The organism is Halomonas mongoliensis, assembly GCF_052496345.1.
In genome coordinates this window covers 847,873-868,868 of record NZ_CP199288.1, presented here as the reverse complement: position 1 = coordinate 868,868, position 20,996 = coordinate 847,873, and the positions used below count along the sequence as shown (strand labels likewise).

Below are 20,996 nucleotides of genomic sequence, written 5' to 3'. Positions count from 1 at the left end.
GAATGCTGGATTGATCGATCAGGCCGGGCGGAGCTGGCCGCGTTCGGTGGTAGTGATGATGTCCGGGTCCGGGCGGGCGTCGTTGACGAAGCTTCTGAAGCGCTTGAGTTTCTCCGGGTCGCTGATGGCATTGGCCCATTCGCACTCGTAGGCGTCGATGACGGTCTGCATCTGCCGGTCGAGCTCCTCATTGATGCCGAGGCTGTCCTCCAGGATCACCTCCTTGAGGTAGTCCAGGCCGCCTTCCAGGTTCTCGCGCCATACCGAGGTGCGCTGCAGGCGGTCGGCGGTGCGGATGTAGAACATCAGGAAGCGGTCGATGGTGCGGTAGAGCGCTGCGTCGTCGAGGTCGGTGGCGAACAGCTCGGCATGGCGCGGGCGCATGCCGCCGTTGCCGCAGACGTAAAGATTCCAGCCGTTCTCGGTGGCGATCACGCCTATGTCCTTGCTCTGGGCCTCGGCGCACTCGCGGGTGCAGCCGGACACCCCGAACTTGATCTTGTGCGGCGCGCGCAGGCCCTTGTAGCGGTGCTCGAGCCGGATCGCCATGCCCACGCTGTCCTGCACGCCGTAGCGGCACCAGGTGCTGCCCACGCAGGACTTCACCGTGCGCAGCGACTTGCCGTAGGCGTGGCCTGTCTCGAAACCGGCCTCGATCAGCTCGCCCCAGATCGCCGGCAGGTCCTCCAGGCGGGCGCCAAAGAGGTCGATGCGCTGGCCGCCGGTCACCTTGGTGTAGAGGCCATACCTCTGCGCCACCTGGCCCAGCACTACCAGCTTGTCGGGGGTGATCTCGCCGCCCGGCACGCGGGGAACGACGGAGTAGGTGCCGTTCTTCTGCATGTTGGCCATGAAGGTGTCGTTGGTGTCCTGCAGCGGGATATGGGCCGCGTCGGTGATCGGCTCGTTGAAACAGGAGGCGAGTATCGAGGCCACCGCCGGCTTGCAGATATCGCAGCCGAGGCCGTGGGTGTCGGCGTTGCCGTGCTTCTCCATCAGCTCGCTGAAGGTCTTGATGCCCTCCACCCGCACGATGTCGTAGAGCTCCTGGCGAGTATGGGAGAAGTGCTCGCAGATCGACTTGTCGACCTCCACGCCGCGGCTCTCCAGCTCGTGATCCACCAGGGTCTTGAGCAGGGCGGCGCAGCCGCCGCAGCCGGTGCTGGCGCGGGTGGAGCCCTTCACGGCGCCGAGGTCCACGGCGCCGCCGTCGATGGCGGCGCAGACGCCCCCCTTGGTGACGTTGTGGCAGGAGCAGATCATGGCGGTGTCGGGCAGGGCGTCCGGCCCCAGGGCGGGGGCGGCGTCGCCGCCGGCCGGCAGGATCAGCGAGGCCGGGTCCTTGGGCAGCTCGATGCGGTTGGCGTAGTACTGCAGGAGGGTGTCGTAGACGCTGTTGTCGCCCACCAGCATGGCGCCCACCAGGCGCCTGCCGTCGCTGGAGACCACTAGCTTGCGGTACTGCTGCTTGATGGGATCGAGGAAGCGGAACTGGCGCGCGCCGGGGGTGCGGTCGCCGTGGGCGTCGCCGATGGCGCCCACGTCCACGCCCATCAGCTTGAGCTTGGTGCTCATGTCGGCGCCCTTGAAGGGCTCATCGCCCTCCAGCAGGGTAGCGGCGGCGGCCTTGGCCATCTGGTAGCCGGGGGCCACCAGGCCGAAGATGCTGCCCTGCCACAGCGCCACCTCGCCCACGGCGAGAATCGCCGGGTCGCTGGTCAGGCAGCGGTCGTCGATCACCACGCCGCCGCGCTCGCCGAGCGCCAGACCGCTGTCCCGGGCCAGCTCGTCCCGGGGGCGAATGCCGGCGGAGAAGACGATCAGGTCGGTCTCCAGCACCTTGTCGTCCTGGAACACCATGCGGTGGCGGCTGGCCTCGCCGTCGACGATCGCCTGAGTGGCGCGGCCGGTGAGCACCTGTACGCCCATGGCTTCGATCTTCTCGCGCAAAAGCTCGCCGCCTTCGCTGTCCACCTGCATCGGCATCAGGCGCGGAGCGAACTCCACCACGGCGGTGTCGAGGTTGAGCCCGCGCAGGGCGCCCGCCGCCTCCAGGCCGAGCAGGCCGCCGCCCACCACCACGCCGGTGGTGGCGGTCTCGGCGGCCGCGCGGATGGCGTCGAGGTCCTCCAGGGTGCGGTAGACCAGGCAGCCCTCCCGCTCGTTGCCGGGAATCGGCGGCACGAAGGGGGTGGAGCCGGTAGCCAGCACCAGGCGGTCGTAGGGGGTGCGCCCCTGGCCGGTGACCACTTCGCCTTTGTTGCGGTCGATGGCGACCACTGCCTCGGCAAGGCGCAGCTCGATGCCGTGTTCGGCGTAGTAGTCGCGGGTGGAGAGGGCGAGGGAGTCGGCGTCGCGCCCGCTGAAGTACTCGGAGAGGTGCACCCGGTCGTAGGCCAGGTGGCGCTCCTCGCCGAATACGGTGATCCGATAGCGCTCGGTGGCGCCGCGCTTGACCAGCTGCTCGACCAGGTGGTGGCCGACCATGCCGTTGCCGATGATGATCAGTTGCGGTTTAGCGGGCGTGTTCATGCGGCCTCCTTCGCGGGGCTGTGCGGTGAGTCAGTGGCAGTGTCGGCGGCGGCGTCGAGCCGCACCCGGGCGTCGGTGGCGCCGAGCAGCAGCGCGGCGCGCCCGGCGCTGAGGTCGCGCCCGGCCAGGGCCTGCTCGAAGTACCAGGGGCCGGCGGCGGTGTCGCCGTAGAGCACGGCGCCCTCCAGGCGGCCGTCTTTCAGCAGCAGGCGGCGGTAGTCGCCCTGCTGGGGGTCGTGATAGGCGAGCACCTCGTGGCCCGCCTCGGGCTCGGTGGGCCCGAAGGCGTAGAGCGCAACGCCGCTGACCTTGAGCTTGGTGGCGCAGGGGGTGTCGACGTAGCCCGCCACCGTCTCGCCGGCCAGATGGGCGGCGAGCACCTCGACCTGGCGCCAGATGGGCTCCACCAGGCCGAAGGTCTGGCCCTCGAACTCGCAGCACTCGCCCAGGGCGTGAATGGCCGGATCGCTGGTGGTGAGCCAGGCGTCGACCACGATGCCGCGGCTGACTTCGAGCCCGGCCGCGCGGGCAAGCGCCACCTTGGGCAGGATGCCGATGGCCACCACCACGCAGTCGGCGGGCAGCCGGGTGCCGTCCTCCAGGTGCACGGCGCCTACGCGACCGTCGTCCCCGGCCTCCAGGCGCTCGAGCCGGGCGTCGGTGTGGATGTCGAGCCCGCGACCGCGCAGCGCGTTTTCGAGCAGCCGGGCGGCGGTGAGGTCGAGCTGGCGATTCATCAGGCGGCCGTCGCGCTGCAGCAGGCTCACCCGCAGGCCGCCCTGTCCTCGTTTACGTAGCCCCTCGGCGGCCTCCAGGCCCAGCAGGCCGCCGCCGATCACCACGGCGTTGCCGCCCTCGTCGGCCCGATGCTGGCCGAAGCGCAGCAGGGCCTCGGCGTCGCGGAGGTCGCGAAATACCTCCACGCCGGGCAGCTCGAGCCCCGGCACCGGGGGGCGGGCCGGACGGGAACCGGTGGCCAGCACCAGGCGGTCGTAGTCGAGGGTGCGGCCGGCATCGGTGGTCAGGCGCCGTGCGGCGCGGTCGATGTCGGCGACCCGCTCGCCGAGGATCAGCGCGATGCCCTGCTCGGCGTACCAGTCGCCGTCATGCAGGGTCAGGGCCTCGCGTGCCATCTCGCCGGCCAGCAGCGGGGAGAGCAGGATACGGTTGTAGGCCGGCTCCGGCTCGTCGCCGATCACGGTGATGTGCGCCGGGCGGCCCGGCTTGCCAGCCAGGGCCTCCACCAGGCGGTGGCCGGCCATGCCGTTGCCGATGATGACCAGATGGTCCGTCACGGCAGAGTGAGAGGTCGCGGGCATGGCGTTCTCCTCCAGGGACATGAAAACGCAAAGGGCGCCTCGACCGCGTCTGGTGAGAGACGGGTGCGAGGCGCCCTTGCCTGAATGATGGTTGGTCGGCGATCCACGTTGACCGCTGCCATACACCAACTAACAAGAAGCTCGCCAGCTTGCCTGTTATTGGAAAAATAAGACGTTAAATCAGCTGGCTACATACATGTGGGAGTCGGCTGGCTCGGCCGCTGCGCCGTCGGGGGTTCGCCGCGGTGGTGCAGGGCGAGGCCGTTATGCACCGGTTTGCAGCAGCCTCCCCGCCGGTGCGCCATAACCCCTCGCCAATGCGCCATAAAAGGTAGGAGCGTCACCCGGCGCCCGCCACCGCCCAGGGAGCCGCCCGGCTGCAGGGGGAGGCGCCGATCTGCTACAGGCTGCCGGCAGCGCTCTGGCATCCTGATTGCGTAGTTGGCATCTTGGTTGCATGGGCTGATGGCACAGAATGCGCTATCCGCTGCGTCAACAGGCGGATGCCCCGGGGCAACGACGCCCGCCACTTTCCGGTTCGCCGGGGAGTGGCGGGCGTTTGCGTTCAGGGCCAGTGGAAGCTCATGAACACCGGAGACTGTCATGCCTCATATCACCCGCCATATCACCACGACCTGCCCCTACTGCGGCGTTGGCTGCGGCATCAGGGCGACGCTGGAGGGCCAGCGCATCACCGCCGTCGAGGGGGATAGCGGCCACCCCGCCAACTACGGCCGGCTCTGCGTCAAGGGCTCGGCCCTGCACGAGACCCTGGGCGAGCAGGGCCGGCTCACCCGGCCGCGGGTCGACGGCGTGGAGGTGGAGTGGGAGACGGCCCTTGCCACCGTGGCCGAGCGGCTGGCGGCCACCCAAGCGCGCCATGGGCGGGAGAGCGTGGCGGCCTATCTCTCCGGTCAGCTGCTCACCGAGGATTACTACGTCGCCAACAAGCTCTTCAAGGGGTTTCTCGGCACCCCGCACCTGGACACCAACTCGCGGCTCTGCATGGCCTCGGCGGTGGCCGCCTACAAGCGCAGCTTCGGCGCCGACGCCGTGCCCTGCAGCTACGAGGACCTGGAAGAGGCCGAGCTGGTGGTGCTGGTGGGCTCCAACCTGGCCTGGAACCATCCGGTGCTCTACCAGCGCCTCAAGGTGGCCAAGGCCCGCAATCCGCTGATGCGGGTGGTGGTGATCGATCCCAGGGTCACCGACAGCTGCGAGATCGCCGACCTCTACCTGGGCCTTCGCCCCGGCAGCGACGCTCGGCTGTTCAACGGCCTGCTGGCCTGGATGGCCGACAAGGGTCGGCTGGACCGAGTCTATCTGGCGCGCCACACCCTGGGCCTCGAGGAGGCGCTGGCCGCGGCCCGGGAAGACGACGTCTCGGTGGCCGCGGTGGCGGCCGACTGTGACACCGACCCGGAGCGTCTGGAGACCTTCTACTACTGGTTCGCCAGCCAGCTGCACGTGGTGACCCTCTACTCCCAGGGGGTCAACCAGTCGAGCAGCGGCACCGACAAGGGCAATGCCATCATCAACTGCCACCTGGCCGGCGGCAAGCTCGGCCTGCCCGGCGCCGGGCCCTTCTCCATCACCGGCCAGCCCAACGCCATGGGCGGCCGCGAAGTGGGCGGGCTGGCTAACCAGCTGGCCGCTCACATGGACTACGACAGCCCCGGGGCTCGCGATCGAGTCACCCGCTTCTGGTCGACGCCCTCGCTCACGCCGACCCTCCCCGAGGCCCCCGGCCACAAGGCGGTGGCGCTGTTCGAGGCGATCGAGCGCGGCGAGGTGCAGGCGGTGTGGATCATGGCCACCAATCCGACGGTGAGCCTGCCCCGTGCCGACCGGGTGCGGGCGGCGCTCGAGCAGTGCCCGCTGGTGATCGTCTCCGAGTGCGTGACCGATACCGACCTGCTGGCCTATGCCGATATCGTGCTGCCGGCTTCGAGCTGGGCGGAGAAGGATGGCACCGTGACCAACTCCGAGCGGCGCCTCTCTCGCCAGCGGGGTATCCTGCCGCCGCCGGGAGAAGCGCAGCACGACTGGTGGATCATCACTCAGGTGGCCAGGCGCCTGGGCTTCGCCGAGGCCTTTCCCTACGCGCACCCGGCGGAGATCTTCGCCGAGCACGCCCGGCTTTCCGGCTTCGAGAACCTGCCCGGCACCCCGGGGGAGCGACTGTTCGATATCTCCGGGCTGGCCGGGCTCGACCGCGCCGCCTATGACGCCCTGTCGCCCATCCAGTGGCCGGTCAATGCCGCGGCGCCGCACGGCACGGCGCGGCTCTTCGAGGAGGGCCGCTTCGCCACCCCGGACGGCCTGGCCCGGCTGGTGGCGGTGCGCCCGCGAGCCCCCGAGCAGAGGCTCTCCGCGTCGCGGCCGCTGCGCCTCAATACCGGGCGTATCCGCGACCAGTGGCACACCATGACCCGGTCCGCCCGGGCACCGCGGCTGATGAACCACCGCGCCGAGCCCTTTATCGAGGTCCATCCCGACGATGCCGCGAGACTTGGGGTCAGCGACCAGCAGCTGGCGCGGCTGCGTGGCGCCGGGGGCGACTATGTGGGGCGGGTGCGGCTCGCCAAGGGGCAGCGCCGTGGCGAGGTGTTCGCGCCCATGCACTGGAGCGACAGCTTCAGCGCCAATGCCCGGGTGGGGCGCCTGCTGGAGGCCCATCTCGATCCCGTCTCCGGCCAGCCCGAGTCAAAGCATGGCGCCGTGGCCCTGGCGCCGCTGCCGGTGGCCTGGGAGGCGACGCTGCTGGTGGCGCCCGCGCTGGTCGGCGAGGTCGACTGGCGTGCCGATACCGCCTACTGGGCGCGCATCCCCCTGGCCCATGGCCAGCGCTGGCAGCTGGCCGGCGCACCCGAAAGCGCTGACCGCGACTGGCTGGCCTGGGCTCAGCGTGCGCTGCCGGTGGCAGCGGCGCTGTGGCTCGATGACCCCGACGGAGGGCGCCTGCGTGCCGCCGGCATCGAGGGCGGTCGGCTGCGCTGGTGGCTGATGGTGGGGCCGCCCGGCGAGCTGCCGGGGCTCGCCTGGCTCGACGAGCGCTTCGCCGAGGCGGCCCGGGGCGAGGCCCTGTCCGCCGCACGCCGTCGCCGCCTGCTGGCCGGCTGCGACGACGGTGCCGCCGACGCTGGCCCCGTGGTGTGCAGCTGCCACCAGGTGGGCCGCGCCACGATTCTGAGGGCGATCCGCGACGGCGACGACAGCGTCGAGGCCCTGGGGGCGAGGCTGGCCTGTGGCACCCAGTGCGGCAGCTGCGTCCCCGAACTCAAATCCCTGATCGAAGACACCCAGGAGGAGAAGGTCCATGAGCGCCTTGCCCCGCAACCCGACGTTATCGATGTCGCCTGACGCCTCCCGAGCCTCCGGCAGTCTCCTGGCGCGCCTGGCCGAAGGGGCCGGACGCTGGCTTATCGGCATGGCGCGCCGTGACGCTGCGCTACCGAGCGAGAGCGGCCGCCGGCCGGCCCCTGTCTATCTGGTGGGGGCCGGCAGCGGGGATGTGGAGCTGCTTACCCTGAAGGCCGCTCGCCTGCTGCAGGAGGCCGATGCGGTGGTTTACGATCGGCTGGTGGGCGAGGAGGTGCTGGCGCTGATTCCCGCCGGCCGGGAGCGTTACGACGTGGGCAAGGCGCGCGGCCACCACAGCGTGCCCCAGGCCGAGATCGGTGCGTTGCTGGTGCGCCTGGCGGGAGAGGGCAAGTCGGTGGTGCGCCTCAAGGGGGGCGACCCGGGCGTGTTCGGCCGCATGGGCGAGGAGCTCGTCGCCCTGGCCGAGGCCGGCGTGGCGGCCGAGATCGTGCCCGGCATCACCGCGGCCTCGGCGGCCTGTGCTGCCATGGGCATTCCGCTCACCGACAGAGCCCATGCCCAGCAGCTGCGCCTGGTGACTGCCCAGCTCTGTCGCGCCGATGGCGAACCCGACTGGTCCACCCTGGCGCGCCGGGACGAGACGCTGATCATCTATATGGGGCTGGCCAAGGTCGACGCCATCTGCCGCGGCCTGCGAAGGGCCGGCCTTCCCGATGACTGGCCGGTCATGCTGGTGGCCAACGCCAGCCTGCCCGAGCAGGCGTCGCTGGTGGGCACCCTGGCCGACATGCCGGCCAGGCTTGCCGCCGAGCCGCTGCCTTCGCCCTGCCTGGTGGTGGTGGGCAGCGTGGTCTCGATGGGGGAGGCATCGCCTGCCCGGCGCAACGGCTGCGGTAATCTCGCACCGCTATCCTGACACGGGCCCAGGGCCTTGGGTCATGACCCGGGGCCCGGCGCCTTGAGCAGCTCGGCCAGGTCGAGAATGGCCCGCGCCAGGTCGGCCATGCTGCGGCTCTGATCCATGGCCGTCTTGCGCATATAGCGGTAGGCCTGTTCCTCGGTAAGGCGCTGGCTCGCCATGATCACGCCCTTGGCGCGCTCGATCAGTTTGCGCTCGCGCAGCGCCTTGCGGGTGCTCTCGAGCTCATGGCCAAGGCTCTGCAGGCGGTCTGCCTGGGTGCGCACCAGGTCGAGCAGCGAACGGTTGAGGGGAGAGGCGAGAGCGGCGGTAGCGGCCTGGCCGTTAAGCACGTCGGAGGCGGCGAGGGGCGCGGTATCGAGCCTGGCGGCGTCGGAGGGGGCGGGAGGCGAGGGGGGCGGCTGCCGGAGAGTGCTCAGGCGCTCGGCACACAGGGCCATCAGCTCCTCCCCGAGCCGCTTCTCGACCTGGTACATGGCGTCGATGCGCCGGGTGGTCAGCTCGTACCAGACTTCGCCCAGACGTGCGGCGTCGCGGCTCTGGCCTGCCGCTGCCTCGGGGTGCATGGCCAGCCGGCGAAGCTGCGGCAGAGGTCCTTCGTCGTCGTTGGCCAGGAGGCTTGCCCAGTGCTCGCGGGCGTCGGGAGAGGCAAATTCCAGAAAGGTCGTGAAGCAGCCGGCCTGAGCGTCGGCCAGGCGGGTCAGCAGCGCGCGATGGGCGTCATCGAAGTGGCCCGCGGTAAAGCCCTGGGCGCCGCAGGCGCGCTCCTGACCCGCCAGCTCCTTGCCCTTGAGCAGATGGCAGAGCGCCACCATGGCCACCGTGATGCGGGTATCGCCGTGGGCATCGACGGTGTCGAACACCAGGCCCAGCAGGGCGCCGATCAGCCGGTTGTAGGCGGCGGTGGAGGCACCGGGGGCCAGCGCTCGGGCCGCCACGGCGCGCCGCAGCTTCGTGAGCTCCTCCAGCGCGCCCCCGACGTCCGCGGCGCGGTAGAGCAGAGAGGCCGCCGGGCTTGTGGCCCCCTCCGCCTCGGCGAGCAGGGCCAGATGACGCCCCATGCTCGCCTCGGCGGCCTGGCTATCGGCAATGCGCGCCGCGCGGTCCGCCGTGAAGCGACGGCCGTCCGAGGCGAGATAGATGGCGCTGGTGCCGCGCTCGCGCTGCAGGGTGTGGATCAGGCGGCCGGCAGCGACGATCAGCTCGGCGGTGGCGGCGAGCCGCTCCAGGGCGCCGCGCTCGCAGCGCCTTGCGGCCAGCAGAAGTGGATGTGACGGCGTCATGGCAGCCTCCTCCCGATATGCTGACCGCCGCCCGTCGGGGCGGCGGCCATGAGTATAGGACCCTGGTGCTGTGGTGATGCGCAGCCGTCGACCCGCATCAGCGCAGCGACAGAGCGCCGGCACCGGTCTCCTCGCCCACGGCGTCCCGGTAGGCCCTGGCTTCCTCGGCCTCGGTCGCGTCTGAGAAGCGCACCAGCAGGGCGCAGGAGGCCAGCACCAGCACGGTCAGCCCCAGGTAGAAGAGTCCCTGCTGGTAGGTGATCGAATCGCTGCGAAACAGAAAGGCGGCGGCTACCGCGCCGACGTTGCCGCCGGCGCCGACGATACCCGCCACGGCGCCCAGCGCCTTCTTGTTGATGAAGGGCACCACGCCGTAGGTGGCGCCCTCCGCCATCTGCACAAAGAGGCTGAAGACCAGCATGATGCCGATGGCATAGGAGAGCACATGCATCTGCGAGAAGGCCACCAGGGCGATGCCCTCGCAGATCAGGGCGATGAAGAGCCAGCGTACGCGGCCCTTGAGACCGCCGTTTCTGGCGAAGAGATCGGAGAAGACGCCGCCCAGGGTGCGGGCGAAGATGTTCATCAGCCCGAACAGGCCGGCGAGCATCCCGGCGGTGGCCAGGGTCAGGTCGAAATGGTCGAAGAAGTAGATGGCGGCGATGTTGTTGATGGTGAGCTCGACGCCGAAGCAGATGGCATAGACCACGAAAAGGGCCCAGACGCGGATATCCTTGGCGGCGGCCATGAAGCTCTGGCCCGCGCCGTTCTCGCCGCTGGCGGGCGGCAGCTCGCCCCGGGCCCGCAGCTCATCGAAGTTGCCGTCGGGAGCGTCCTGGGTGAACAGCCAGTAGCCGATGCCGGTGATGAACATCACCACGCCGGGCACCACCATGGCCAGCCGCCAGCCGAGGGTCTCGCTGACCCCGAGCATCAGGATCCCGGAGAAGATCAGCGGCATCAGGATCTGGGTGGTGCCGCCGCCCAGGTTGCCCCAGCCGGCGCTGGTGGCGTTGGCGGTGCCCACCACGTTGGGGGCGAACATCATGGTGGTGTGGTACTGGGTGATCACGAAGGCGGCGCCGATGGCACCGATGGCCAGGCGGGCCAGCAGGAAGGTCTCGAAGCTGTTGGCGAAACCGATGCCCATCACCGGGATCGAGCCGAGCAGCAGCAGGCCGGTATAGGTCTTGCGCGGCCCGATTCGGTCGCAGAGCACGCCGATGGCCAGGCGCACGATAACGGTGATCAGCACCGAGGCGATGATGGTGTTGCCGATCTGGGTCTGGGTCAGGCTGAGGTCCTCGCGAACCACCGCCATCAGCGGGGCGATGCCGAACCAGCCGAAGAAGCAGATATGGAAGGCGAACCAGGAGAAGTGGAACGCACGCATCTGGGGAGTACTGAGATCCAACAGGCGGATCCTGTTGGCCTTGCCGCGAATATCCATGGTGGGGGCCTCTCTGACGTCACACTGAAGTGTTCAGGACAAGCCCTTCGCCATTGAAGGAAAGGTTCGACGCACTCGTGCTCCCGGAGCCTGGTCCACGCCCACCTTGTTGCCATGAGCCCTGCAAGCAGGCTGCCAGAATGATGAAAGAGCTGACTGGGCAGGGGGTTGGAGAGGTATGCCGGATTGTACAGAGAGGGGGAGTGAGAAAGATGCCGGCAGAAAAAACGGGGCCGGGCCCCGTCATGGTGCGCGATATCCCCGGCATGCCCGGGGATGGTGCCGAATCAGCGCAGGGCCAGCTGGCGGTCGTCGCGCTCGCAGGCGAGGAAGGCGGAGCTCTCTAGCCACTCCTGGTCCGGGTAGTAGACGAAGAGGTACTGCTCCTCCTTGATGCTGTCGATCAGCGGGTAGGTGACGTCGCGGCTGACCGCGGGGCAGCCGTGGCTGCGGCCCAGGCGTCCGGTCTGCTCGATGAAGGATTCGCTGACGTAGTCGGCGCCGTGGATGACGATGGCGCGCTGGTAGGCCAGGTCGTTGATGCCGTTCTCGAGCCCCTCCAGGCGCAGCGAGTAGCCGTTGCGGCCGTAGTAGGTGTTCATGGTGCGAAAGAGCCCGAGACTCGACTGGTAGCTCTTCGGGATATTCGAGAAGGTGGTGGCCATGGCGTCGCCGGAGCCGCGACCGTGGGAGACCAGCTCCTCGAAGAGCAGCTCGTTACGGGGCAGGTCGAAGACCCAGAGGCGCGGTTCGCTGGAGGGCAGGGAGTAGTCGATCACCGCCAGGCGCTCGGCATCGGGGTCGGCGCAGGCCAGGGCGTTGGCGGCCAGCGAAAGCACCTGGGGGTCGGCGCCCGGAGCCAGGCGGGTCAGCCGCTGATCCAGCGTCTGCCCCTTGAGGACCTCGGGGTGCAGGGCCTGGGCCAGAAAGGTGCCCGCAGGGGCCTGAGTGCTTGCCAGCAGGGCGGCGCCGGCAAGCAGGGAGAGCGTCAATCTTGGCATGGGAAACGGAACCCTCATCGACATGGGAAGTGTTTGAGGGGCGCGCTTCCCTGTGGCCCCGCCTCGGCAGCTATTATGAAGAGTGAAGCAGGGAAAGCCAATTCAGCTTTAAACGATAAAAGGAGTCGAATATGCGGCGATTTGTCGCCATCCTCGCGTTCCTGGCAGTGATGCTCTCGCCGCTTGCCTTCGCCGAGCAGCGCGAGACGGTCCGGCAGGCCCCCCTGGAGGCCGAGATCGCCCGGCAGCTGGCCGATGCGCCGGAGGTGCTGCGCCGCTTCTATGCGACCCGGGCCTATCGCCCCGCATGGGCCGAGCGCCAGCGGGTGGCGGCCTTTGCCGAGGCGCTGCAGACCCTGGAGGGGGATGGTCTCGACCCTCGCGACTATCGCGCCGACGCGCTCGCGGCCGAGCAGCGCCGGCTCAAGGAGGGCGGCGCCGAGGCCGAGGCGCTGGCCCGCTTCGACCTGCAGGCCTCCGAGGCGCTGCTGACGGCGCTGCGCCACCTGCAGCGCGGGCGGCTCGACCCCCGGCAGGTCGATCCGCGCTGGGAGATTCCCCTGGAGGCACCGCCCCTGGACCTCGCCGCCATCTCCCGTGCCGTGGACGGTGAGCGTTTCGACCAGGCCTTCGGCGAGGCGCGGCCACCCTATGCGCCCTACGAACGGCTGCGCAGCGGGCTGGCCCGCTATCGCAATATCGAGCGGCTGGGCGGCTGGCCTGGGCTGCCCGACACGCCTCGGGTGCTGCGGGCAGGAGACGTGGACGACGCCGTAGCGCAGCTGCGCCGGCGGCTGGCCATGGAGGGGGAGCTCGAGGTGATGGCGGCCGACACCGACGCCTTCCCCGGGGCCGAGCTGCAGAGCCCGGACCCGCGGCGCTTCGATACCGCGCTGGAAGCGGCGGTGAAGCGCTTCCAGCGCCGCCACCTGCTGGAGGTAGACGGCGTGGTGGGCCCCCAGACCCGAGCGGCACTGAACGTGCCGGTGGCGGCGCGCATCGACCAGATCCGGGTCAACCTGGAGCGCGCCCGCTGGCTGCTGCACGGCCTGCCCGAGGCCTTCGTGCTGGTGGATATCGCCGGCTATCGGCTCAGCTACTTCCGCCCCAACGGCGAGATCTGGCAATCGCGCATCGTGGTGGGGCAGCCCTATCGGCGTACGCCATCGCTGCGCTCCGAGATCACCCATATGACCGTCAACCCGACCTGGACGGTGCCGCCTACCATCCTGCGCGAGGATGTACTGCCCAGGGTGAGGCGGGATCCAAGCTACCTGCAGAGCCAGAACATGCGCGTGCTGACCCCCTCGGGGCAGCGCCTCGACCCCTGGCAGGTGGACTGGTACAACCCCGGCAACGTGATGATCCGCCAGGATCCGGGGCCCCAGAATGCCCTGGGGCAGGTGGTGATCCGCTTCCCCAACGACCACCTGGTCTATCTGCACGATACGCCTGCCCAGGGGCTCTTTGCCCGGGAGCAGCGCGCCTTCAGCTCCGGCTGCATCCGCGTGGAGGGGGTGCTGGCGTTCGCCCAGCTGCTGTTCGACGATACCGGCAGCGGCCAGGACGTGCGCGCCCTGATCGCCAGCGGCCAGACCCGCAACGTCTCCCTGGGCCGGCCCATGCCGGTGATCCTGCACTACTGGACGGTGCACCCGGACGAGAATGGCCAGCTGGTGTTTCGCCCGGACATCTACGAGCGCGATGACGCCCTGCTGCGGGCGCTCGACCGCCCGCTGGCGCTATAGCGGCGGGTAGCAGGCGTCACTCGTAGCCCTTCGCCTGCAGCCGGAAGAGCCGGGCGTAGCGCCCGTTGGCGGCCATCAGGCTCGCGTGGTCGCCCTGCTCGAGGATCTCGCCGCCGTCGATGACCAGTATCTGGTCGGCGGCGCGCACCGTGGAGAAGCGGTGGGAGATCAGGATGGTCATCTTGTCGCGGCTGTGCTCGCGGAAGTCGGCAAACACCGCCGCCTCGGCGGCGGCGTCCATGGCCGCGGTGGGCTCATCCAGTACCAGGATGTCGGCGCTCTCCCGCATATAGGCCCGCGACAGGGCGATCTTCTGCCACTGGCCGCCGGAGAGCTCCTGGCCCCCCTTGAACCAGCGCCCCAGCTGGGTGTGGTAGCCCCCGGGCATGTCGGCGATGAAGTCGTCGGCCAGCCCTCGGCGCGCCGCCTCCTGCCAGCGCGCCTCGTCCTCGAAGGCCGCCACGTCGCCGGCGCCCAGGTTCTCGCCCACCTTGAGCTGGTAGCGTACGAAGTCCTGGAAGATCACCCCGATGCGCCGGCGCAGGGCGCCGACGTCCCACTCCCGCAGGTCGCTGCCGTCGAGCAGGATGCGGCCCTCGCCGGGCTCGTAGAGCCGGGTGAGCAGCTTGATCAGGGTGGTCTTGCCGGAGCCGTTGGCGCCCACCAGGGCGAGGCTCTGTCCCGGCCTCAGGTGGAGGCCGATGCCCGAAAGCGCGGGCCTGTCGGCGCCGGGGTAGGTGAAGCCGACGTTCTCGAAGCGAATGCCGTCGCTGGGGCGCGCGCCCTCGGTGAGGGTGCCGGCCTGGGGCGCCACCGGCTGCTCCAGATACTCATAGAGGTTGGAGAGGTAGAGGTTGTCCTCGTACATGCCGCTTACCGAGGTGAGGCTCGCCGAGAGCGCTGCCTGGCCCTGCTTGAAGACCATCAGGTACATGGTCATCTCGCCCAGGGTGAGCTGGCCGCCCACCGTCTCCACCACCACCCAGGCGTAGGCGCCGTAGAAGGCCAGGGTGCCCAGCAGGCCGAGGCCGAAGCCCCAGCTCTCGCGGCGAATCGTCAGGCGGCGATCCTCGCCGTAGAGGGTGTCGAAGATCTTCCGGTAGCGGTCGAGCAGCAGCGGTTCCAGGCCGAACAGCTTGACCTCCTTGATGCTGTCCTCCCGGGCCAGCACCGTCTCCAGGTACATCTGCATGCGGGTCTGGGGGGAGCGCCAGCGGAACAGCCGAAAGGCGTCGCCTGAGAACTTGGCCTCGGAGAGGAACACCGGCAGGGCGCCGATCACCAGGATCAGCAGCGCCCAGGGGGAGAACTGCACCAGCAGCACCCCGAAGCTCACCAGGGAGATGCCGTTCTGGGCCAGGCCGAAGGTCTTGTTGACCAGGCCCAGCGGGCGGATCGAGGCCTCGCGGCGGGCCCGGGTCAGCTTGTCATAGAACTCCGAGTCTTCGAACTGGGTCAGGCTCAGGGTGCCGGCCTTCTCGAGGATCATGACGTTGACCTTCTGGCCGAGCAGGGCGCGCAGCAGCGACTGCTGGGCCGAGAGGCCACGCTGGGCCATGGCGATGGCGGCGATCACTCCGGCCTCGGCCAGCACGTAGCGCAGCACCGGCCAGGCGCTCTCGAGGGTGAGGGCCTCGCCGGTCTCGCGGTGATAGGCCATGGCGTCCACCACGGAATCGACGATCAGCTGGCCGATCCAGGCCGCCACCGCAGGCAGCACGCCGGCGATCAGGGTGCAGACCGCCAGGCCGATGGTCAGCGGCCGCGAGGTCTGCCACACCAGTGCCAGGGCGCGGCGGCTGTAGCGGAAGACGCCGAAGAAGGCGGCCAGGCGGCTACTGGGGGGAGGGGCGGGCTGGGCGCGGCGCATATGGGGCGAGGACACCGGGGCTCTCCGTGTCGGACTCTGGGTTCAGGCGGAACAGAACCGCAGCGCCCCGCTCGGGGCGGGGCGCTGCACGGGTGGCGGGGGCGGCGGGATCAGCCTTCGTCGTCGTTGTCGTCGCGACGGCTGGCCACCACCGGGCCGGTCTGACCGCTCTCCAGGGCGGCCAGCAGAGGCTCCGCCTGGCGCTGGAAGGCCATCAGCCTCTCGCCGGTGAGGCTCTTGTTCTCCGGCAGATCCACGGTCATGGCATTGACCTGGGTGTTGTTCACCAGTACCTCGTAGTGCAGGTGGGGGCCGGTGCTGCGCCCGGTGTTGCCGGAAAGTGCGATGCGCTCGCCCATCTCGACCCGGTCGCCACGGCTGACCAGCGGACGCGACAGGTGCAGGTAGCGGGTCTGGTAGCCGTTGTCGTGGCGGATCACCACGTAGCGCCCCGCTACCGGGTGGTTGGCGACCTTCTCCACGCGGCCATCGGCCGGGGCGATGATCGGCGTGCCGATGGGCATGGCGAAGTCGGTGCCGCGATGGGGGCTCACGCGGCCGGTGACCGGATGCCGACGGTTCGGGTTGAAGCCCGAACTGATGCGGTAGTTGCCCTCGAAGGGGTAGCGGGCGAAGGCCGGGTCGAGGCTCTGACCGTCCGGCGTATAGAAGTTGTTGTCGGCGCCGTTGCGCACCAGGGTCAGGTCCAGTCGCTCGCCTTCATAGTGCACGGCGAGCACCCGGGGGTCGAAGCTGGAGCCGTCGATGATGTCGGACTCCACCAGCACCTGGAAACGATCACCGCGCCGAGTGTCGCGGCGAAAGTCGACCCTCTTGCCCAGTACCCGGGTCAGCTCGCTGATCTCGGCGCTGGAGAGGCCGGTGGCCTGGGCGGAGCGAGCGAAGCTGCCGCTGACGGTGCCGGCAAACAGCCGCTGGGTGGACTCCCCGGCGCGTTCGATGGTGGCGACCTCGAAACTCTCGTCGGCGCGCTCGACCAGGAAGCCGTCACGGGCATTGCGCATCATGCGCAGGGCCAGCAGCTTGCCCTCCTCGTCGAGCTGGTACTCGAAGGTGTTGCCGGCACGCCAGTGGGTCAGAGCACGGGGTGAGGGCATTTCGTCAAGCAGGCGCAGCACCTCGCTGTAACCGAGCCCCAGGTGGTTCTGGGCCATCACGGCGAAGGTATCGCCCTGCTGAACGGTGTAGGTCTCCCACTCTGGCACGAAGGGCTCGGTGGCGGCGATCTCCTTCTCGAGAATCACAGGCCCTTTTTCGAACAGTGACAGCTCTTCGTCGGGAATCTCTTCGTAGGAGGTGGCATCGGCTACCAGGGTGCCGTCGTGGTCGAGCATGCCGCTGCCGATGGTGCCCACCACCACCGCCATATGCACGGCGCCCTGGTCGAGCGGCGAGCGAGGGGCGTGCTGCGGGTTGGCCGCAGAGGCCGAGCCGGCGGGGCGGGTCAGCGCCAGGGGTAGGGTGGCATCAGCGGCGGCGCTGGCGCTGTCGATCAGGTCCAGGGCGTCGCCTTCGACGAGCCTGGCCAGAGGAACATGGCTACGGGTGGCATCGAGGGCCTGGCTGGCCATTTCGATGGCATCGCCCACGGGACCGCGTTGGAAACTGAGCGAGGGGAGGCCGGGGGTGGCATCGAGCTCGAGGGGGACAATCACGGTGTCCAGCGTGCGGTGCTCGCGCTGGACATCCTGGTAGGTCGTAACGATCTTCTGTGCGCCCAGCACGGTGACCATGGTGGCAACCGGCAACAGTAACAGCTTGTGCGTGCGGGGCAGCGAATGGAGGATTCGCAGCATGGGGTAAAGGCCAGTGAATAGATGAAAAAGCGAAAAAGGCACCAGAACCTTAACCTATGCCGTATGGTGTGCCTAGCCTGTACATACGCACAGCAGGACCCCACCCTGTCGGTGCAGGGTGGGGTGCAGGTACCAGAACGGCGTTTTCTAACTATCCATTGGGCCCGGGGCTGCAGGAAAAATCAACCCCTGCCAAAGGGCTAGCCGGCGAAGGTGCCGTCGCGGTAGTCCCGCAGCGCCTGCTCGAGCTCTGCCTGGCTGTTCATCACGAAGGGGCCGTAATGGGCAATGGGCTCACCGTGAGGCCTGCCCTGCAGCAGCAGCGCTTCGCCGCCTTCCGCGCTGGCCAGTGCCAGGCGGTCACCGGTGCCGAGCCGCGCCAGGTGGCCCGCCGGCACCAGGGCGTCACCGACCTGCAGTTCGCCGGCAAAGACGTAGGCGAGAAGGGTCGGCGCCTCGCTCTCGAGCTCGAGCCTGCCTCCCGCCGCCAGCCTGGCATGGGCGACGCCGGCGCTGCCGGCCAGGGCGTTGAGGGGACCGTCGACGCGCTCGCCATCGCTGCGGACCCAGGTGCCACCCAGGACGATCAGCTCGGCACCGTCGCCGGCCAGCTGCGGCATTTCACCGCTGCGCACATCCCGATAGTCCGGCTGGCTCATCTTCTCGCTGGCCGCCAGGTTGAGCCACAGCTGGAAGCCGTGGAGGCCCTGGCTGTCGGTGAGCGGCATCTCGGAGTGGATGATGCCGCGGCCGGTGTGCATCCACTGGGCATCGCCGGCACGGATGGTGCTGGAGTGGCCCAGATGGTCCTCGTGGGTCAGCCCGCCGTGTATCACATAGGTCAGGGTCTGGATACCGCGATGGGGGTGGGGCGGGAAGCCGCCCAGATAGTCATCCGGGTGGTCGGAGCCCAGCTCGTCGAGCATCAGGAAGGGGTCCAGGCCGCCGCCGAAGTCATGGATGCGCTGGATCTTGACGCCGTCGCCATCCTGGCTCGGCTGGCTGCGCTGAAGGCGGTCGACCTGGCGAAATGCTGGGCGGGACATGGGCGTCACCTTTTCGAGTCGTGAGGGAATACCTGGCATTCTAGGTCGGTTTTTTCGAAGATTAAGCGCATTCTTTCGCTTTGTTCATTCGAGGAGGTCGAAATGTCCCGCGTCACCCTGGCCCAGTGGCAGATGTTGGCGGCGGTGGTCGATCACGGCGGCTTTGCCCGCGCCGCCGAGGCGATTCACAAGAGCCCCTCCACCCTCAACCATGCGGTACACAAGCTCGAGGAGCTGCTGGGCGTCCAGGTGCTGGAGCCCGTGGGCCGACAGGTGCGCCTGACCGAGGCCGGCGAGCTGCTGCTGCGCCGCGCCCGTCAGCTGATCGAGAGCGCGGCGGCCCTGGAGGACGTGGCCGGGCGTCTGGCCGAGGGGCTCGAGGCCGAGGTGGTGCTGGCCGTGGATCAGGTCTTTCCCACCGATGCCCTCGCCCGCGCCCTGGATGACTTCTCTGAGGCTTACCCCTATGTGCGGGTGCAGCTGCACGAGACGGTGCTCAACGGCGGCATCGAGATGCTCTACGACGGCAGCGCGGATCTCGTGATCTCCGGCCTCTCGGCCCAGGGCTTCCTGGGCGAACCCCTGGTCAGCGTGCGCTTCCTGGCCGTGGCCCACCCCGACCACCCCCTGCATGGCCTGGAGCGCGAGCTGGATCTGCGCGACCTGATCCAGCACCGCCAGCTGGTGGTGCGCGACTCGGCCCTGCGCCAGTCCATGGATGCCGGCTGGCTCAAGGCGGAGCAGCGCTGGACGGTCAGCCACCTGGAAACCTCCGTCGACATGGTGAAGCGGGGCCTGGGCTTCGCCTGGCTGCCGGAGACGCGTATCCAGGCGGCGCTGGCGGCCGGGGAGCTCAGACGGCTGCCCCTGGCGGCCGGCGGTATTCGCGAGATCCCGGTGCAGCTGATCCACCGCGACCGCGACCGCGCCGGCCCCGCCACCCGGGCCCTGGCCGAGGCGCTGATCCGGGAGGCCGCCGGCTGCTCTCGAGATGATTCGGCTGCGTCGAATGGTTGAGCCCAGAATATGCGCTTAACAATCGACGGCTTCGTATTAGGCTAGGGGGAAAGCAAGCAACCGGCGGCAGCGCCGCCCCGCACCAGGAGATTCCCATGGGCCTGTTGATCGACGGCAAGTGGCACGACCAGTGGTATGACACCGACAAGCACGGCGGCGAGTTCGTGCGCGAATCCGCCCAGCTGCGCGACTGGGTGACCCGGGACGGCGGCGCGGGGCCGGCAGGCCAGCCGGGGCTGCCCGCCGAGGCGGGGCGCTACCACCTCTATGTCTCCCTGGCCTGCCCCTGGGCCCATCGCACCATGATCCTGCGCAAGCTCAAGGGGCTCGAGGGTCTGGTGGGCAGCTCCCACGTCAGCCCGCTGATGCTCGACCAGGGGTGGACCTATCACGTGGGCGAGGGCGCCAGCGGCGACCCGGTCAACGGCGTCGAATACCACCATCAGCTCTATACCCTGACCGACCCGCGCTACACCGGTCGTGTCACGGTGCCGGCGCTGTGGGACAAGGCCCAGGGGCGCATCGTCAACAACGAGTCCGCCGACCTGCTGCGGATGTTCAACGACGCCTTCGATGAGCTGACCGGCAACCGCCTGGACTTCTACCCCGAGCCCCTGCGCGAGACCATCGACGCGGTCAACGCCGACGTCTACGACCATATCAACAACGGGGTCTACAAGTCGGGCTTCGCCACCGACCAGAAGGTGTATGAAAAGCACGTGTTGGCGCTCTTCGAGGCGCTGGATCGCATGGAGGCGCGGCTGGCCGAGCACCGCTACCTGGCCGGCGAGTGGCTCACCGAGGCGGACATCCGCCTCTTCACCACCCTGGTGCGCTTCGACGCCGTCTACCATGGCCACTTCAAGTGCAACCTGCGCCGCATCGAGGACTACCCGAACCTCTCGCACTACCTGCGCGAGCTCTACCAGTGGCCGGGCATTGCCGAGACGGTCAACCTCGACCATATCAAGCGCCACTACTACTACAGCCACGACACCATCAACCCGACCCGCATCGTGCCCCACGGCCCGCTGCTGGAGCTCGAGCGCCCCCACGACCGCGAGCGCCTGCCCGGCTGGGGCATCCGCGAGAAGGGTTAAGGGTTCTTCGCCAGCCAGCGGTCCAGAGCGTTGGCGAACTCGCGGCGGTCGCCATCGGAGTAGCCCTTGGGTCCGCCGGTGTGTTCGCCGCTGGAGCGCATCGTCTCCATAAAGTCCCTCATCTGTACCCGCGCCTTGATATTGCCCTTGTCGAGCATCTCACCGCGGGTGGTCATGACCGCGGCGCCTTTTTCGATGGCCTCCAGGGCCAGCGGCAGGTCGGAGGTGATCAGCAGGTCCCCCGGCTGGAGGCGCTCGACGATCTCGTTATCGGCGGCATCGAAGCCATGGCTTACCGCAAGCCCCTTGACCCAGCGCGAAGGCGGCAGCGGCACCGCGTGGTTGGCCACGAACCAGGCGGCGGTCGAGGTACGTTCGGCGGCGCGCACGATGATGTCGCGGGCCACCCTGGGGCAGGCGTCGGCGTCGACCCAAAGCGTCGGCATGGGGAGTCTCCGGCAGGCGGTGGTGTAAGGGACGCGGCGAAACCGCTGGCCACGGCAGGGGGAGGATGGTAGCATGCGCTCTCCTCGCATGTGTTGACCCCACCATCATGTACGACGCCACCGC

At 69.1% G+C, this 20,996-nt stretch carries 14 protein-coding genes; 5 read left to right on the top strand and 9 right to left on the bottom strand.

Annotated features, from left to right (window positions below):
• Positions 1–18: 18 nt before the first annotated feature.
• Entirely contained in the window at positions 19–2,532 is a 2,514-nt protein-coding gene (gene nirB / locus ACRYRV_RS03955; RefSeq protein ID WP_444985888.1) for a nitrite reductase large subunit NirB, read from the bottom strand.
• Entirely contained in the window at positions 2,529–3,851 is a 1,323-nt protein-coding gene (locus tag ACRYRV_RS03950; RefSeq protein ID WP_444985889.1) for an NAD(P)/FAD-dependent oxidoreductase, read from the bottom strand. The genes nirB and ACRYRV_RS03950 overlap by 4 nt, the downstream gene beginning before the upstream one ends.
• A 603-nt stretch (positions 3,852–4,454) precedes the next feature.
• Here ACRYRV_RS03950 and ACRYRV_RS03945 point away from each other — a divergent pair.
• Positions 4,455–7,214: a nitrate reductase gene (locus ACRYRV_RS03945; protein ID WP_444985890.1), complete on the top strand. Its 2,760-nt coding sequence runs from the start codon at positions 4,455–4,457 to the stop codon at positions 7,212–7,214.
• 67 nt (positions 7,215–7,281) lie between these two features.
• Positions 7,282–8,091: a uroporphyrinogen-III C-methyltransferase gene (gene cobA, locus ACRYRV_RS03940; RefSeq protein WP_444986217.1), complete on the top strand. Its 810-nt coding sequence runs from the start codon at positions 7,282–7,284 to the stop codon at positions 8,089–8,091.
• 20 nt (positions 8,092–8,111) lie between these two features.
• Here cobA and ACRYRV_RS03935 read toward each other — a convergent pair whose 3' ends face one another.
• The 3 genes from ACRYRV_RS03935 to ACRYRV_RS03925 form a co-directional block, all read right to left on the bottom strand.
• Complete coding sequence (locus ACRYRV_RS03935; protein WP_444985891.1) at positions 8,112–9,377, bottom strand: nitrate- and nitrite sensing domain-containing protein; 1,266 nt, start codon at positions 9,375–9,377, stop codon at positions 8,112–8,114.
• A 97-nt stretch (positions 9,378–9,474) separates the two neighbouring features.
• The gene (locus ACRYRV_RS03930) at positions 9,475–10,827 is read right to left on the bottom strand and encodes a NarK family nitrate/nitrite MFS transporter (RefSeq protein WP_444985892.1); all 1,353 of its coding nucleotides are present in this window, start codon (positions 10,825–10,827) and stop codon (positions 9,475–9,477) included.
• Positions 10,828–11,114: 287 nt separating this feature from the next.
• The gene (locus tag ACRYRV_RS03925; RefSeq protein ID WP_444985893.1) at positions 11,115–11,828 is read right to left on the bottom strand and encodes a murein L,D-transpeptidase catalytic domain family protein; all 714 of its coding nucleotides are present in this window, start codon (positions 11,826–11,828) and stop codon (positions 11,115–11,117) included.
• A 131-nt stretch (positions 11,829–11,959) separates the two neighbouring features.
• On the opposite strand from ACRYRV_RS03925, the gene ACRYRV_RS03920 reads away from it, so the two are divergent.
• The gene (locus tag ACRYRV_RS03920) at positions 11,960–13,576 is read left to right on the top strand and encodes a L,D-transpeptidase family protein (protein ID WP_253450036.1); all 1,617 of its coding nucleotides are present in this window, start codon (positions 11,960–11,962) and stop codon (positions 13,574–13,576) included.
• A 16-nt stretch (positions 13,577–13,592) separates the two neighbouring features.
• Here ACRYRV_RS03920 and ACRYRV_RS03915 read toward each other — a convergent pair whose 3' ends face one another.
• The 3 genes from ACRYRV_RS03915 to ACRYRV_RS03905 form a co-directional block, all read right to left on the bottom strand.
• Positions 13,593–15,446, bottom strand: a complete 1,854-nt coding sequence (locus ACRYRV_RS03915; RefSeq protein ID WP_444986219.1) for an ABC transporter ATP-binding protein — start codon at positions 15,444–15,446, stop codon at positions 13,593–13,595.
• Positions 15,447–15,556: 110 nt separating this feature from the next.
• A complete protein-coding gene (locus ACRYRV_RS03910) occupies positions 15,557–17,263 on the bottom strand; it encodes a peptidoglycan DD-metalloendopeptidase family protein (RefSeq protein WP_444985894.1) in 1,707 nt (568 codons plus the stop codon).
• 200 nt (positions 17,264–17,463) lie between these two features.
• On the bottom strand, positions 17,464–18,309 hold the full coding sequence (locus ACRYRV_RS03905) for a pirin family protein (protein ID WP_444985895.1): 846 nt from the start codon (positions 18,307–18,309) through the stop codon (positions 17,464–17,466).
• 102 nt (positions 18,310–18,411) lie between these two features.
• Here ACRYRV_RS03905 and ACRYRV_RS03900 point away from each other — a divergent pair, with 102 nt between their 5' ends.
• Entirely contained in the window at positions 18,412–19,326 is a 915-nt protein-coding gene (locus tag ACRYRV_RS03900) for a LysR family transcriptional regulator (protein WP_444985896.1), read from the top strand.
• A 95-nt stretch (positions 19,327–19,421) separates the two neighbouring features.
• Positions 19,422–20,426, top strand: coding sequence for a glutathione S-transferase family protein (locus ACRYRV_RS03895; protein WP_444985897.1), 1,005 nt, complete (start codon positions 19,422–19,424; stop codon positions 20,424–20,426).
• Here the strand turns inward: ACRYRV_RS03895 and ACRYRV_RS03890 are convergent.
• The gene (locus ACRYRV_RS03890) at positions 20,423–20,872 is read right to left on the bottom strand and encodes a YaiI/YqxD family protein (protein ID WP_253450052.1); all 450 of its coding nucleotides are present in this window, start codon (positions 20,870–20,872) and stop codon (positions 20,423–20,425) included. The genes ACRYRV_RS03895 and ACRYRV_RS03890 overlap by 4 nt on opposite strands.
• Positions 20,873–20,996: the final 124 nt, after the last annotated feature.